The organism is Shewanella kaireitica (assembly GCF_023284045.1).
GTDB classification, from domain to species: domain Bacteria; phylum Pseudomonadota; class Gammaproteobacteria; order Enterobacterales; family Shewanellaceae; genus Shewanella; species Shewanella kaireitica.
In genome coordinates, this window is record NZ_JAKIKQ010000016.1 from 14,309 (window position 1) to 29,620 (window position 15,312).

General features: G+C 44.0%; 11 protein-coding genes. 6 read left to right on the forward strand and 5 right to left on the reverse strand.

The genetic code is table 11. The annotated features are described in order from the left end of the window. Position 1: 1 nt before the first annotated feature. The gene (locus L2730_RS17000) at positions 2-3,091 is read right to left on the reverse strand and encodes a hypothetical protein (protein WP_248975688.1); all 3,090 of its coding nucleotides are present in this window, start codon (positions 3,089-3,091) and stop codon (positions 2-4) included. A gap of 134 nt (positions 3,092-3,225) precedes the next feature. Here L2730_RS17000 and L2730_RS17005 point away from each other — a divergent pair, with 134 nt between their 5' ends. The 3 genes from L2730_RS17005 to L2730_RS17015 all read left to right on the forward strand — a co-directional run bounded on the left by L2730_RS17005 (position 3,226) and on the right by L2730_RS17015 (position 5,375). Beyond that, entirely contained in the window at positions 3,226-3,801 is a 576-nt protein-coding gene (locus tag L2730_RS17005) for a TetR/AcrR family transcriptional regulator (protein WP_248975689.1), read from the forward strand. An 80-nt stretch (positions 3,802-3,881) separates the two neighbouring features. Further along, a complete protein-coding gene (locus tag L2730_RS17010) occupies positions 3,882-4,463 on the forward strand; it encodes a hypothetical protein (RefSeq protein WP_248975690.1) in 582 nt (193 codons plus the stop codon). A gap of 9 nt (positions 4,464-4,472) precedes the next feature. Then, positions 4,473-5,375, forward strand: coding sequence for a sterol desaturase family protein (locus tag L2730_RS17015; protein ID WP_248975691.1), 903 nt, complete (start codon positions 4,473-4,475; stop codon positions 5,373-5,375). On the opposite strand, the gene L2730_RS17020 is transcribed toward L2730_RS17015, so the two are convergent. Further along, positions 5,376-6,413, reverse strand: coding sequence for a helix-turn-helix transcriptional regulator (locus L2730_RS17020; protein ID WP_248975692.1), 1,038 nt, complete (start codon positions 6,411-6,413; stop codon positions 5,376-5,378). Then, a complete protein-coding gene (locus L2730_RS17025; protein ID WP_248975693.1) occupies positions 6,414-7,283 on the reverse strand; it encodes a GGDEF domain-containing protein in 870 nt (289 codons plus the stop codon). A gap of 411 nt (positions 7,284-7,694) precedes the next feature. Between L2730_RS17025 and L2730_RS17030 the strand changes: the two genes are divergently transcribed. Further along, positions 7,695-10,433, forward strand: a complete 2,739-nt coding sequence (locus L2730_RS17030) for a TonB-dependent receptor (RefSeq protein WP_248975694.1) — start codon at positions 7,695-7,697, stop codon at positions 10,431-10,433. Between the two features lie 14 nt (positions 10,434-10,447). Next, the gene (locus L2730_RS17035; RefSeq protein ID WP_248975695.1) at positions 10,448-12,292 is read left to right on the forward strand and encodes a phytase; all 1,845 of its coding nucleotides are present in this window, start codon (positions 10,448-10,450) and stop codon (positions 12,290-12,292) included. 61 nt (positions 12,293-12,353) lie between these two features. Here the strand turns inward: L2730_RS17035 and L2730_RS17040 are convergent, their stop codons facing one another. Beyond that, a complete protein-coding gene (locus L2730_RS17040; RefSeq protein WP_248975696.1) occupies positions 12,354-13,673 on the reverse strand; it encodes a hypothetical protein in 1,320 nt (439 codons plus the stop codon). A 720-nt stretch (positions 13,674-14,393) separates the two neighbouring features. After that, entirely contained in the window at positions 14,394-14,540 is a 147-nt protein-coding gene (locus L2730_RS17045; protein ID WP_248975697.1) for a hypothetical protein, read from the reverse strand. A 158-nt stretch (positions 14,541-14,698) separates the two neighbouring features. On the opposite strand from L2730_RS17045, the gene L2730_RS17050 reads away from it, so the two are divergent. Then, positions 14,699-15,181 (forward strand): NlpC/P60 family protein, encoded by a 483-nt coding sequence (locus L2730_RS17050; RefSeq protein ID WP_248975698.1) that lies wholly within the window; start codon positions 14,699-14,701, stop codon positions 15,179-15,181. The last annotated feature ends 131 nt before the right edge of the window (positions 15,182-15,312 follow it).

The following is a 15,312-nucleotide window of genomic DNA, read 5'->3' on the forward strand; positions in this document are numbered from 1 at the left end:
GTTATTTCTCCTCATCAGCATTTAAAATGCTATTTAAATCGCGGTCTAGCGCAGATTGCCAACCTTTGCCAGGCACGGTACAAGTATAGGTGATGGTATTATTCGCCTCTTTAGCGAGAGCCACCATCTGCTCAGGAGTGAGCATAGGGTCTTGAGCTGCATCGCTGCGGTAATGTTTGCTTATGGGGTCAAACAGGTAGCCTCGTGCGGCACTGTTTATCGAGCCAAGGGCGATTAAATCGCACTCGGTGACTTCACCACCTAAAATTTTCGATATGAAGGGAGTCGCGGCGCGTTGTTCAAATAGTTTAATGCGCTTTTCAACTTCAGGAATCGATAATGCCGATAGGGTGATTTGTTGCCCTACAATGGGGGCTAAATCGTTATCAAACTCCATCATGTAATCGACGAGCCCTTGACGCACCGACTCATTTGGAATGCCTATCTCACCTAGATTAAAGTGACAGCCGTATCGCTCATCAGCTCCGTCTGGGCAACCTATTTCTCCATTATCAAATACGCCTCCTTTTAAGAAGTTGAGCAGCTGATCGGTTGCACCGTCATGAAGAAAACCAAAACCTCGGATCTGCTTGCCTTGATGCTCTTTGGTGTGTGAAGGTAAAAAACCTTCTCTATCGGGCAAGCCAAACATACCGACTCGGGTATAGAGGTTTCTAAGTTGTGGTACTTTTAGTATTTGAATTTCACCTCCGTGGGCTATTTCGCCTCTGCTGCCGTAAAAACCTTGGCTGGCATCAACACCATGGCAGCCTTCACAGTTAACGCCATCAACACTGTCACCATTTAATGGGGTGTCAGTTGCTGCGCCGTCAGCCCTACGTTCGCCATGAAAAAATAGCGAGCCACGCATTGCTGAAGCAGAAATTGAGTTATCAAGCCCTCTAATTGGGTTAGGTGGTAGTGCAACTTTAAGCATGAAATCAGCAAATTGATCTATCTCTTGCTCTAACGCTAATACTTGAGCTGATTTTTGGGTGGCATTGGCAGATCGGGGCAGGTCAATGTCTAGGCCTAATAACCCTTCAAAGGCGACAATGAAGTTCTTGAATGACGTTTTCTCATCAAGAGATTGAGCGGTATCTGTGCCAAAATAACCAACAGAGCGGTCGCCTCGCCAGTGCATGTGACCATGGTTGTGCATACCTCTTAAAGTCTGTGTTGCCATCGGGCCTTTCATCGAGGCAAATGTCCTCTTATCACCATTGCCATTAATTATCTCTAGCAACTGACAGCTCTCATCTTCAGTGCCCACAAGTACGCAGCCTAGCTCCGAAAGGTTTTCGGTCGGAAAGGGTTGTGGGTTAATGCCATTTGACGCATCTGGGTTACCTAAATTCCAGCTTAAGTGATCGGTATCGCCGAATATGTGGCAACTAGCACAAGATGATTCACCATTAGAAGATGAGCGATTGGCATCGTAAAGTAGCGAACGCCCTGCACTGAAGCTTGTAGGTTCTAGTGTGGCTAATGTTATTCGTTGCTTTTCGGTGCCGGTGCTGAGGTCAATATTAACCAAACTGTTATCAAAACGAGTAAATACATACAGTGATTGCTTGGTATCATCCAATAATAATCCCACAGGGCCGCCATCAACTGATAGATATGATTGGCTTGCCAAGGCTGGATTAAACTCTTCGGCTTCATTGTCCCAATAAGCATCTTGCTCTAGTTGCACTGTGGGTATTACCGCAACCTTGTTACTACCGATTACGGCGCTGTAGAGTGTTTTACCGTCTGCAGAAACTGCAAGCTGTGTTGGGGTTGAGAGTGAATGCTGCTTAATCGTTGCATTGCCTTTTAAGTCGGCGTAATTGATATGCCTATTGAGGTGACGCGGCTTAACGGTGCCGCTGCTTGGGGAGAGAACGCTAATGCGGCTTTGGGCAATATTACCTTGTACTGTTGAGCCTGCAAATAATCCAGGCCCTTCAAATCGAGTGGCATTATTTGCCTCGGTATTTGAAACGTAAACCTGGCCTGATTTAGGGTTAATCGCCAGATTGAATAGTGTGGTGCCTACATGGGCAAACGCAGTTTGTTTGGTTAAGCTACTACTATCAATCGCAAATACATCAAGGTCGGGCAGGGTAAAGCGGATGCCATTGGAGAAGTTACGCCCTTTGCTATCGAGCCATTGACCTGTCCTATTATCATATTGAACAATCATACTGGTCCAAGGTTGATATTCACCATCTACATTAACGCTTGGTTCCGTGCGTCCGCCGGGCAAGTAACCATCATCTAAACCATTTGGGCTGCTGATCTCATCGAGCACCTTGCACGGATAAGCGCCATATTGATCATCTTCAAAGCCGTAGCACATGACTGCTTCATGTACGGCAGTTGTTTGATTCCCGGAATTGAATACGCCTGCATAGACACGAGACTCATCGGGCGTAACAGCTAAGCCACGCAGGGTATCACCAAAAAGAGAGACTATTTTAATCGGTTTGCCACCTAAGCTCGCGCCTAGGTTATTGCTATCAAATACCCAAATATCAGCTCGGCCGACACCAGCCTCATGTAATAGTGGATCGCCTGCGCCATCAACTGATGCTAAAGCCGGGTTCATTCTTTGTTGGCCACGATGCGCAGTGGTGATGAAGGCTTTATCTTTAGCAAAAACAATATCTCTGGGCTCATCGCCAACCAACAATGTACGATTTACTTTTGCGACATCAGCGCTGATATCAATCAGGCTAATAGAGTCTGACAGGTGGTTTACCACCCATGCCATGTTGTCCTTTATTGCCACGGCAACAGGCTCCAGCCCAACATTAATACTCTGTTTATGAGTCACATGGCCATCAGCTGCGATATCAAAGAGTTCGACACTGTTATTCGAGGTGTTGGTCAGTAGTAATTGTTTACCGTTGGCTGTTTGGGCGATGGGTCTGACTGGGCCTGACTCAAATCCAATGAAATCCGCTTTTGGTTGCGGTGGCTTGACACTAACGGGCGGTGTTACCACCGCTGGTGGGACAACATGGTCAATATTATCTTTGCTGGAGCTACCACCGCAGCCCTGTAGCAAGGCGAGTAACACTGTAGCGGAAATGACTTTTTTCATGTTTTGTCCCTAATCAATGTTAGTAAATTGTCTTCTTGACAATTTATATCCTACACTGCTTGAATTTAAATTGTCAACGTGACAATTAAATCGGTTTTGTTATAGTGGCTATTCTATTTTTGGGAGGAGGCTCTATGGCAAGGCCGAGTATGGCGGGACAGCGTCGCGAAGAAATATTGGATGCCTTAGAAGCGTGCATTTTGGCGAAAGGTATTCAAGCAACCTCATTAGAAAACATTGCTGAAGCAGCAAAGGTAAAGCGCACAATACTGCGTCACTACATTGGTAACCGTGATGAGATTATCTGTGCGTTAAGTGAAAGATGGACTCTGAAGTATTCATTGCAATGGCAGGAGTTATTGAAGTGGCTGCCACAGAATAATCGCGCTGAAGCACTTATTGATTCATTGTTTTCCACACGAACCAATGAAATGGTTAACAGTACCATTATAGGTGAAGCGATATTCTCAGAAGCAAAAAGGTTGGCGCCGATTAAGCTGCATCAACAACAGATCATGCAAGAGTTTATTCAGCACTTAGTGAGTGTTCTCAGCATTCAGTTTGCCAATGCAGACCCCAAAAATGTTGAGTTAGTTGCATATGGCATCTACTCAAATTATCTGATGAGTGAATCTTTATTGCCGCTAGGGATGCTTGATGAAAGGTATAAACTGAAGCAATCGTCGATGCTGTTAAGCACTACTTTGTAGTTTTTAAGTAAATTGTCTGTTTGACAATTTAACTCGAGAGGTATAAATTGCACAACATATTCTAAATATGGATGTGTTGTATGAATCTGTTTAATTCAATATTAACCTCATTGGTAGTAGTTGCTCTCTTTTGGGGGGCTGCGCTGTTTCAAAGCAATATCGCAGCGGCATTTGTTGGCAAGGACGATGCCGTAGAGGTTAATGTCGTTGCGAATAAAGCAAAGCCGCAGGTAACTGTTGAAAGTAGCAAGGTAGTGGCTTTAAGTGTGCAGACTATTTCTGGAGTCACTGAACAGCTGTTATTGGCTGACATACTGCAGTTATGGCAACAATTTAATGCTGACAGCGAGCTACACAACAAACTGACAAATCAGCCAAATAAAGTCTATGTTTACTATCGTGGATTCTCCAATAACTATCAACAAGCGAACGTCACTATTGGCTATGACGTAGCGTTGCTGCAGAAGCCGCGACTCCCGGTCGTCATTGACACTCAAGAGCAAGAGATATTATTAGTCGCTGGAGAGCATGGCGAAGCAGAGTTGGCTGCAGCATGGAACCGGATAGACTACCAAGCACTACCGCAGCATGTGCTTGAGGTACATAGTTTAAACCCCGCCGGTGAAACCACATCGACTCAGCTTTTTGTATCGTACAAGTAGGGAATGAGCATGGAATATCTAACTCAGTTGTTATCTCCGAATGATGTTTGGTGGCTAGAGACGTGGATTGATGATTGGTTTTTTGTGGTCGCCATTGGTTTATTTGCTGTGGAGTGTTTGCGCTATATCTTTAAAAAGCAGTTCACAAAAAAGTTATTAGGCGACAGCATTGCTAACTTTGTCACCTTAGCGCTATTCATCGTGATCTTAGCGCTTGTGGGGGCAACCTATGCTGGCGTATTTATCTATACCTATGACAATTTCAGTATCACTGAATTGCCTATCAACGGCTGGACAATTCTCTGCTGTATCGTGTTAGCAGATCTGGCTTATTACTGGGAGCATAGGTTCTTGCATATGAACGGTTTCGGCTGGGCAACGCATACCGTGCACCATAGTTCGCCCCATTTTAATATTTCAGTCGCTTATCGACATGGGCCGATGGATTGGTTCTTCCCATTGTTTTTCCATTTACCGTTGGCCATTTTGGGTTTTCATCCATTTGTTATTTTCTTGGCCGAAATCGTGGTACAGGTTTTTCAAACCTTACTGCATACGGAAATCGTGAAGAAAATGATCCGCCCTATTGAAGCGGTCTTCAATACGCCATCGCACCATAGAGTGCATCATGCGACTAATCGGCAGTATCTCGATAAGAATTATGCGGGGATATTCATCATCTGGGACAAAATGTTTGGGACTTTCGCTGAAGAGAAAGAGCCTGTTACTTATGGTGTTTATCCTAGACTAAACAGTGTTAATCCCGTGCGTGTTTTCTTCTCTGGTTATGTGACCTTGCTACGGCGATTATGGCAAGCTCCTAGTTGGGGCTACCGTTTGAATTTGTTGGTGAAGTCACCAACATGGGCTTGGCAACAAGAGCAGTCCTCAAAAATAGATAAGAGGGGTTAATTAAGATGGGCTTTGTTGGCTCAACCAATACTTAAATTGGCTGGGGAGTTGTCCGGTCCAGCGCTTAAACGAGCGCCTAAAGTTATTACTATCAGCAAAGTGCAATTGCTTGGCGATGGTTAAATTACTTTCGCCTGATACAGCTAGCAGGAAGATAGCTTGTTGCATATTGGCTTCATCTTGTAACTGCTGAAAACTGATGTCATACGCTTTCAGGCGGCGTTTTAAGGTTGCTGGGCTTAGGCCTAAGGATTCCGCAACTTGTGGGAGTGTATAGCAACGTGTTTTAGGCCGAGTCAGTAATAAACGGATATAGGCGGGAAGCCCTATTTGATACTTGGCCGCTTGCCTTTGTTGATTAACTTGTTGCCTAGCGAGCTTTAGTCCCTGTGAGTTTGCTAGCTCGAACGGATCTTGTCTTGTGGTCGCATTGTAACTAATGACGCAGATAGGTTGATTAAATGACAAGTCATGACCTAAGTATTTGTAGTATTGGTCTAATAATTTAGGCTCGGTGTAAGGTAGGGCAAAATGACCTTGCCACGCTTGATGAGTCAACCTCTTATAGGTTGATACTAGGCTTGAAAGTGTTAATTCAGTAAAGAATCGCCGCTGGCGCTGGGCACCGATATCTAGTTGCAGCAATAAGTGTTGCATCTGCTTTGTACGCCAATGCCAGCCTTGAAGCCAAGGTTGGCTGGACCAGTGATACCTATGCCAAAAGTGCTGCATTTGCGTAAGGCTATTACAGCAAAAAAGACCATTAGTGAGTGGGCCGCTTTGGACAGGTAACCATTGCTGGCCAAGTAAAAATGCTAAATCATCTCCCGGCCAAAGCGCTATTGCATTGTCGATTAAACTCATGAGTTGAAGAGGGCTGATCATGTGCTCTATCAGTTGCAAGTCCTGCTTGAAAATTCCAGTTCCTTTCAGTAAACGGTCTACATTGAGCCGTCTATATTCGAACATCGCCACAATACTGGCTGCAAGTAATTGGCTATCAATACACTTGTCTTGGGCATAGGCGATGGGTTGCATCTAAATAGCCTGAGGCCAAGTTCTTGCTTGTTTGACACGCTCCATCTGTTGATTAATCTGATTGATCAAGCCGTCAGTATCCAGCGGGTGCTGCTCTGTATCTGGGTCGAAATGAATATAAGCACTGCTGGCATGGCAACCAAAATGTGCGATAACGCGTTGTAGCTCTGTTGCCATCGCTTGCGAGAATGGTGCAGAGCAGTTAGGCAGCAATATAATGAAACGGTCACCAGCAAAACGGCATACCAAGTCTTGGGAGCGTAGTTGGCAGGTGAGCATCTGCGCAATATTAGTAAGTAGCTTATCCCCTTGATTAAAGCCGTCGCGCTGATTTATTTCAGAAAAATTATCGATGTCTAACATGATTAAACTTAATGGCTTACTGCTGTTGAGGGCTATTTGGTGGCGAATCGCCCGGGCATCATAAATTTTAGTCACTCGATCAACGAGTTTGTGCTGGCGGAAAAACTGTTCTCGAGTGCGTAGCTGTTCATTAATGGTGATCTGTTCTTCGCGCCACAGCCATATGCCAGCTGTTAATGTCAGTAAGCCGATAGGTGTGGGCAGCTTTTCAATCAATGCGAACCAAGCGGGAAGGCTGTGGTTAATAAAAAACTCATCGAGCAGATCCATATAGCAGCCCAGGCTATAACCCAGTAAGCCGAAGATTAACAGTTGCGTGACTTTACCACCTGGTCGTGCCTGCAGTACCAATGCTAGCCAACTTAATCCAAGCAGCAATAAAGCGCCCTCGGTAGCCACATCGAACCAATCGATGTTCGCGCCAATTTTGGTCTCGCCCTGCAACAGACAAAGACTGAGTATTATGCTGCTAAGTAAGATGATACCTAGGGTAAATTTTGAGGTCACAAATCTGAGCATGCTGTATTTGTTCGTAAGCCGAGAATTGCATTTAACCTACTGCTATTTCATGACGACTTTATGAACCTGTAAGTAGTCAAATTAGCTCAATGGATAGTCAACGTGGGAGAGATTTTTTTAATATTAAGGCCACTTTTAGGCAAGGCAAGATGTGCTTTCTTGAGTTTAATTCTTTTTATACAGCAGCTTAACTAGGATTGGTTTGGCCTTTTAATTGATTCAGGATTAAAGCTAGCAGCCGTAACGGGTAGTCAAAATAGCTCATTTACGGCCAAAGTCGTTGAAAAACAGCCTTTTTCTCGCTGTTCAGATCTGGACGTCACCTTACTGTCATCTCTCTATTTTAGATTTGCCTGCAAATCAGCCATATAACGCAAACAAAAATAGGGATCTAACAACATGAAGCCGCTCGGTTTGCTTTCACCACTTTACCTCGCGCTATTTGCTACCAGTTTGGCTTTTCCATCCACATCATGGGCTGGAAAAGTTGAAGGTGCAATTACTGATGAAGCAACAAAAATGCCATTACAGGGGGCACTGATCAGTATTAAGGAGCTAAATCTTAAGCAAGAGTCTGGTAGAGATGGTCGCTTTTTCTTTCAGGAAGTCCCAAAAGGGAAATACACGTTGGTGGCCCAATATCTTGGAGGCTCGACATACACTCAGTCTCTTATCGTTGGAGAAGTGAGTCTTATCAATGCTCAAATTGAATTGAAAGGGCAGGGCGTTGAGCATATACAGGTTGTTGGTCAACGCGGCTCATTGAGTAAATCTTTAAACCGTCAGCGGGCTGCAGATAACTTGGTGAGTGTATTGTCTGCCGATGCGTTGGGTAATTTTCCGGATACTAATATCAGTGAGGCTCTGCAAAGAGTACCAGGGATCTCAATTGAGCGAGATCAAGGGGAAGGTCGCTTTGTGCGTATTAGGGGCATGGCGCCAGATTACAATGCGGTATCGATGAACGGTACCCGACTGCCGTCACCTGATAGTGATCGCCGAGCAGTAGCACTTGATGTTGTGCCAGCAGATTTACTGCAGTCTGTTGAGGTAACTAAAACCTTAACGCCAGATATGGATGCAGACTCATTGGGTGGCGCTATTGAGGTTAAGAGTTTATCTGCCTTTGACCGTGATGATACTTATGTCAATGTCAGCACCGAGGGCAGCTATGACGAAATGACAGGCAGTATCAACCCTAAACTTGCGGGTAGCTATAGTGATATTTTTCAAGAAAATATCGGCGTAGCCATTGCCGCTAGCTGGTATAACCGTGATTTTGGCTCGGATAATGTTGAGACGGGTGGCAAATGGAGCTTCGATGAGCCTACTAAATTAGAAGAGGTAGAGCAGCGAGACTACTTGATTAACCGTGAACGTGTCGGGCTAGGAGCAAACCTAGATTTTAGACCTAACGATGACAATGATCTTTTTATTCGAACCCTCTATAGCAGCTTTGTCGATACTGAAACTCGCAACGGCAATGAAATCAAATGGGAAGAAGGTGCACTTGCTGATACACCTACAGCCGCAGAAGCGACCCGTTCACTAAAATCTCGAGAGGAAGATCAAGCTATTTACTCTATCGTATTAGGTGGTGAATCTCGGTTTGATACTTGGACTGTTAACTACCAGACCAGTTGGAGTCGAGCAGAGGCTGATAAGCCCCGCTATATCGGCGGCGCAGACTTTGAGGGTGAGTTTGATGAAGTTGAATACCAAAATAGTGCAGTGCCAATCATCACAGCAGAGGAAGGCTTTTATAGTGCAGACAACTATCTGCTAGATAAAGTTGAAATAGCAGAATCCAATACTGTCGATACGATGGCATCAGCCAAGTTTGATTTAAGCAAAACTTGGTTGCTAGCAGATAGGCCTGTAGCTGTTAAATTTGGCGCAAAATACAGTGCTCGGACTAAAGAGAACCAAGAAGATATTTGGATCTTCGAGGATTTTGATGAGCAAGGTATTACTGAGCAGCAACTATCCATGAGTCAGTTCGCAGGTGCGCAGCCTGATTACAATCTAGGGCGATTCGGTCCCTCTATTGAAGCCGACCCTGTGTGGAATTTGGTCAATGGCATGGATAGCACGGCTGCAAAAGATGAGATTGAATCGCGGATCAATGACTTTGATATTGATGAAGATATTAGCGCTGCTTATGTGATGGGGCATATCGATATTGATAACCTGCGTCTGCTGGCTGGGGTGCGTTATGAGCATACAGCGATGCAGTCGAAAGGCTCTGGCTTTGATGAAAGTCAGGATGACTTTGTTGCCAATAACACTGACCGCAGTTATCAGCACTGGTTACCTGGCATTCATCTTAACTATAAGTGGAGCGATAAAACTGTAGCGCGAGCATCTTGGAGCAACACCATTGTGCGACCTACTTTTGGTCAGTTAGCGCCAGGGTTTCTTATTGAGCAAGATGACGATGAGCTAGAGGCAAGCTTTGGTAACCCAGATCTAGAAGCATTGGAGTCGATGAACTGGGATATCAGTATTGAGCACTATATGGGCGGGCTTGGCGTTATCTCTGCCAGTGGTTTCTATAAAGATATTACTAATTTCATCTATGAGGCAGATCTGGGTGGCTACGGTAAATATCAAGATTTTGATAGCGCAGAGACTTTTGTAAATGGTGATGATGCCGACATTCTTGGGCTTGAGCTCGCTTACGTACAGGAGTTTGGCTTTATGCCTGAGGGTTGGAAGGGACTGATTTTTACCAGCAACCTGACTTTGAGTGATTCCACTGCGCATATCAGTTGGCAAGATGATGGTGTGCAAGGTCGTGATATTCCACTGCCTAGTCAGTCAGAGCTAACCGCTAACGCCTCTTTTGGTTATGAAAACCCTTACGTTAGTGTCCGCCTTTCTGCTGCCTATAAGTCTGAATATCTGGTTGAAGTTACAGAGCTTGATGATGCTGCTTTTGATGTCTACCAAGATGCGCACACCCAATGGGATTTTGTTGCTAAAAGCTTTATCACTGAGGACATTACCATCTACTTCAAAGCAATAAACATTACTGATGAGCCTTTCTACGCTTATACCGGACAGAGCCGTTATAACGCCCAATACGAAGAGTATGGTCGCACTTTCCAGCTCGGCATTCAGTTCATCAATTATTAAGCCTAGGAACCCACATGATTAATCTAAAAAATATAGTGGCTTTAGCCATAGCGACTTTTGTTAGTAGCCCGTTAGCAGCCCAAAGTAACAATGATGTCCAACAAAACAGAACAATTTGGCAAGGACCGGCCGCTGCCAGTGAAATGGCAATTTGGCAGCAAAGAGCATTGTTTGCCAGTGAACTGCATGGGTTAGTGTTGGCAGATAAACAGCTGTTAAATGTTATGGTCCCTGGGCAGTTTGAGTATTTAGCTGTGCATGGTGATACCGCGTTAACCTACGATACGCAAGTTGATCAAGTGCAGGGGATCAGTTTAAGTTTCAGCAATACTCAGCGTTTATCACTGCTACCAAAGCGTGCCTTCCAAGTAGAGTGGCTCTGTTTACAGCCTAGGCTAGCAGATGGCAATCTTTATGCTTGGATTGGGGACGATGCCGGTCATTCTGAGCAATGGTTATTATCGTCAGGCGGAGAGTGGCAACCACAACTGGTGCGTAGCTTAGCGATATCGATGGGAGCCTTAAAATGTGCTGTCGATGATAATGAACAGTTGTTTGTACTCGACAATCATCAAGGTGTTTGGCGTTATCCTGCAGCGCCTCATATGGCGGATGAGTCAGAATTGGTGAGTTATCTACCTGATAATCAGTACTCAGGGTTGGCTTTCGATAATGGCAACATTGTGCTGATGGATGAAAGTGGGCAAATTTTTGATATTGACGGCAGTCAAATTGCAGCGCCTTTCAAAGGCCGCGAAGCGCTCGAAAGCTTATATGTAGCGGAGAAACAGCTTTGGGCTTATTCAGATGATGACGATCAATTCTATCAGGCAAATTGGCAGCTAAAAGCCGCACTAACATCGACCGTGAGTGAGCGAATAAAAGAGATCCCCACTGCAGTCGAAAGTGATATCTCCGATAGAGCGGGTGATACCATGGATGATCCTGCAATATGGGTTCATCCAACCATGCCAGAAAAAAGCCGTGTACTAGGCACCAATAAACGCTGGGGATTATTAAGCTTTTCAATGCAAGGCAAGCAGTTGCAAGCCATTGCTGCTGGTCGGGTAAACAATGTCGATATTAGGCAGCAAGTATTATTGGGCGGCGAGTATCGTGATATCGCTGTGGCCAGTAATCGCGACCGCAATAGCTTAAGCATATTCAATATCAATGAGCATGGAAAGCTAACGCAATTGGCAGAACAAGCAACAACCTTAACTGATATTTATGGCCTTTGTATGTATCAACCTAGTGAGGATGAGCTGTATGTATTTGCTAACGAAAAGTCAGGCTTGGTCAAACAGATAGCATTACAGTGGCAAGGTAACCACCTTAAAGCGACAGAGGTGCGAGAGTTTAGCGTTCCTAGCCAGCCAGAAGGTTGTGTCGCCGATGACCTCAACAAGCAACTATTCCTTGGCGAAGAAAATGTGGGTATTTGGGCATTTAACCTCGATAGTCGCTCTACTAAATTAACTGGCGAGATGATTATTAAAGCAGGCGGGCCGCTGGTGGCTGATATAGAGGGGATATCGCTGTATCAAACCAATAATGAAACAGGTTATCTGGTGGTATCTAGTCAGGGAAACGATAGTTATTTGCTGTACAAGAGTACTGCGCCGTATAGCTACATTGACCGTTTCCGAATAGGGATTAACGGCAAGCAGGGGATGGATGGGAGCGCAGAAACTGACGGACTCGATGTAACCGCGCACTCGGTGGGTCGTGGAGTTTGGTCGCAAGGTATGATGGTGGTCCAAGATGGTCGCAATCGGATGCCGGATCAAAACCAAAACTTTAAATGGGTGCCTTGGAGCGAGATAAGCCAAGCGTTGCTGCTAGAACGGAAAGATTAGTATTCATGTACTTAGCCACTAACAAGCTCATTGCTTGTTAGTGGCATTTTCTGATTTGGTTTTATGGCCTTTTGAAGTTTAAGTTTTCTTCTATTTCGCCGTCACCGTTTTCGTCAACACTTAGGGTCAACACATCATCAACCACAGTTAAATAAAGTCCTAGACTGCTATCGGTGGCAAAGTCATTGAGCCCAGCTTCTTCATTGCCGTCGAATATCTGGCTTACGGTTACACGATTGGTGTCTGTGTTTATGCTGTAGGTTCCCCATTCCATACCTGATTCTTCAATAACCTCATTGGCATCAACTCCGGCTTGAACATAAGTGCCGTCAGCATAAAAGATAAACATCAATAAGCCGTTTTCATAAGCTTCTCCATCGATGTCATGGATTATCCATGCACCCAATTCGTTGCTGCTATCAAGCGCTTCAAAATTAAGGGTTTCATCAATAGTACCGTCGGCGTCTTCATCGACTGTTACGTTCAACTCTCCATTTGTGACGGCGATAAATAGTTCCGGTGAGCCAGGATCTGTGGTTAAGTCATTGAGACCGACGTTTTCGTTGTCATCAAACTCTTGGCTTGCTGTGACTCGGTGAGTTTCACTGTCTCGTTGGTAAGTGCCCCACTCCATGCCAGAATCTTCATAGTCGTCATCTGAGTCGACTTCAAAAATAACGTAGGTACTGTTATCAATGAATATGATGCTGAGCAAATCATTATCGTCATTTGTTGCATTCCAGCTCCCGATGATCCCTATCTGAATATCTTGTTTCTCAAGCTCTTCAGATAAATGTTCCAGTGCTGCTTCAGTATCGATCAGCTCTGACACCGCGGTATCTTGTCCACCATTTGCAATGGTTGCTTGCACCGCTGCAGAGGTTGCAAAGTCAGCTGTCGACATGCTGAAGTCAACAGGTTCTGCGCTATCAATCGCTGTTTGGGTGATGCTAATGCCATTACTTGGGTCACCATCTTGATCTAGGGTTTGCAGTAGTCTGGCCATATTGATGACAGCGGTATTTGTGACATCGTCGGTCGCGGCAATATTGAGGGGGGTGACGATACCTGTTGCCGTTGTTGCTGGGAACTCTAAGCCTCCAATGAAGAAAGTGACCGTTTCACCAGGCAGGTACTGATACTTTCCTTCTGCATCGGTGGTGCCACTAAGTGTTTCGGTTCGATAGCCAATGCCGATAACAGCACTATCCAAAAATACACCTGTGTTCGGTGTAACTGTGACAGGAATGGGCTGCGGTAGTGCTTTTGGCTGGGGGTCATCATCACTGCTGCCACAGGCAACGAGAGTTAATGAAGCCAATAAAGCGGTAGTGATTGAGTATTTAAAATTGAAATTACAGGCAAGACTAGACTTAAACATATCAAGCTCCTTTACAGATCTGGTTAGACGATTTGCTGCTGTGCTTCATGTTCAGAACATCCATCTCAGAAGCGACAACATAGTTGAGTTGACTCTAGGTTTAACACATAAATTTCTCGACAAAATTATGTCATCATCAAATTCAAGATATTTCAGTAACTTTCATATTTACGGCCGTTGCTGCAATTTTGAATCAATCACTTAGGAGGTGTTTTGTCTATTCAGGCAAGCTTTACTTTGGCTGTGGTGAATTCAATCATCATTAAAATCCAACGCTAATCGATGTTGATGACTACTTTTCTATTACTCTCAATATCACTGTCAGGCTCATCGACCCTCTATGAAAGGGGGCTGTTTTTTGTGTTGCGTATTGCCTAAAACCTACTTATACCAATCAGTATAAGAAGTTGATCTACTCAGAGTGGTTGTTGCGAATTAATTCAAGGCAGACGAATCCAAAGAGAGTAATAACATAATGGTTACTCCCTTATGAATTTATTCTTTGCCGAAGTTGGCAGCAAAAAAACACTTAGATATAATTCACTTTTAGTGAATATATATTTGCTTTTATGTGAGAATTAAAAAGGAAGTTTTCTGAGACTGTATCGATAATATTTTAATGGTGGCTTAATCTATAAAGAGTATGCTGGAAATCAGGAGTTAAATATGAACACTTGTTTTAAAACCGCTCCAATTATTAATGCTTGAAGCGGCTTTCACTCAATTATAACCAAGAATATAACTTGGTGTTTCATCCTCCTGCTCATAGGTATATAGCAGGCTTTCATGCAGTGTCGAGTCCTCTTCTGTGTTTTTTGAATGTTCAATTTCGCCCTGTTTATAGTTATTGATGATATATTTTTCCATTACAACGTCCTTTAATTTAACTAGCGCTCTCTTTATATATAGTTTAAATAATTTACTTTGCTTGTTTCCTTAGTAATTAATTTCGTATTTACTAATTTAAAATAGAGGCTAGCGCCGAATTCACCCCGCTATTGACGATATATTTACTACGGATTTATATGAAATTTATTGTTGTTTTAAGCTTATTACTTTTATTAAATGCTTGTTCAAGTGCACCAAATCGTGACGAAAACCTGCAAGCTGCGCCGAGAAATAAGATTGAATTAGACAATGGTATTGCTGTAAAAAGTCAATTAATGCAATTACATAAAGAATGGAAGGGCACACCTTATCGCTTCGGTGGCTTGAGTAAGCAGGGTGTTGACTGTTCTGGTTTTGTGCAAGTAGCCTTTCAGACCAAATTCGGTTTAACATTACCGCGCACCACTGATGAACAAAGAGCTGTAGGCCGAAGTGTCAGTAAAAGTAACTTGAGGCCAGGAGATCTAGTTTTTTTCAAAACGGGTTGGAGCACGCGACACGTTGGGATCTACATAGATAACCATCAGTTCTTACATGCTTCAACGAGCCAAGGGGTGATGATCTCCAGTTTGCACAATAGCTACTGGAAGCAAAAGTACTGGCAGTCGAGAAGGTTGTAGCAGGGACTTTCTGTTTTGGCTATTATTTTTGAAATGAGTATCTTTAACTTGGATAGAGATATATTAGATATTTATCAAATTCCATCAGCTAACTTTATGCTACTTTGAAAGCCATTCTTGAATGCATCTAT

Coding starts and splice junctions, on each gene's coding strand:
- L2730_RS17040 (WP_248975696.1), bottom strand. CDS start 13,673: ATGTTTAAGTCTAGTCTTGCCTGTAATTTCAATTTTAAATACTCAATC.
- L2730_RS17020 (WP_248975692.1), bottom strand. CDS start 6,413: ATGCAACCCATCGCCTATGCCCAAGACAAGTGTATTGATAGCCAATTA.
- L2730_RS17050 (WP_248975698.1), top strand. CDS start 14,699: ATGAAATTTATTGTTGTTTTAAGCTTATTACTTTTATTAAATGCTTGT.
- L2730_RS17035 (WP_248975695.1), top strand. CDS start 10,448: ATGATTAATCTAAAAAATATAGTGGCTTTAGCCATAGCGACTTTTGTT.
- L2730_RS17010 (WP_248975690.1), top strand. CDS start 3,882: ATGAATCTGTTTAATTCAATATTAACCTCATTGGTAGTAGTTGCTCTC.
- L2730_RS17030 (WP_248975694.1), top strand. CDS start 7,695: ATGAAGCCGCTCGGTTTGCTTTCACCACTTTACCTCGCGCTATTTGCT.
- L2730_RS17000 (WP_248975688.1), bottom strand. CDS start 3,091: ATGAAAAAAGTCATTTCCGCTACAGTGTTACTCGCCTTGCTACAGGGC.
- L2730_RS17015 (WP_248975691.1), top strand. CDS start 4,473: ATGGAATATCTAACTCAGTTGTTATCTCCGAATGATGTTTGGTGGCTA.
- L2730_RS17005 (WP_248975689.1), top strand. CDS start 3,226: ATGGCAAGGCCGAGTATGGCGGGACAGCGTCGCGAAGAAATATTGGAT.
- L2730_RS17045 (WP_248975697.1), bottom strand. CDS start 14,540: ATGGAAAAATATATCATCAATAACTATAAACAGGGCGAAATTGAACAT.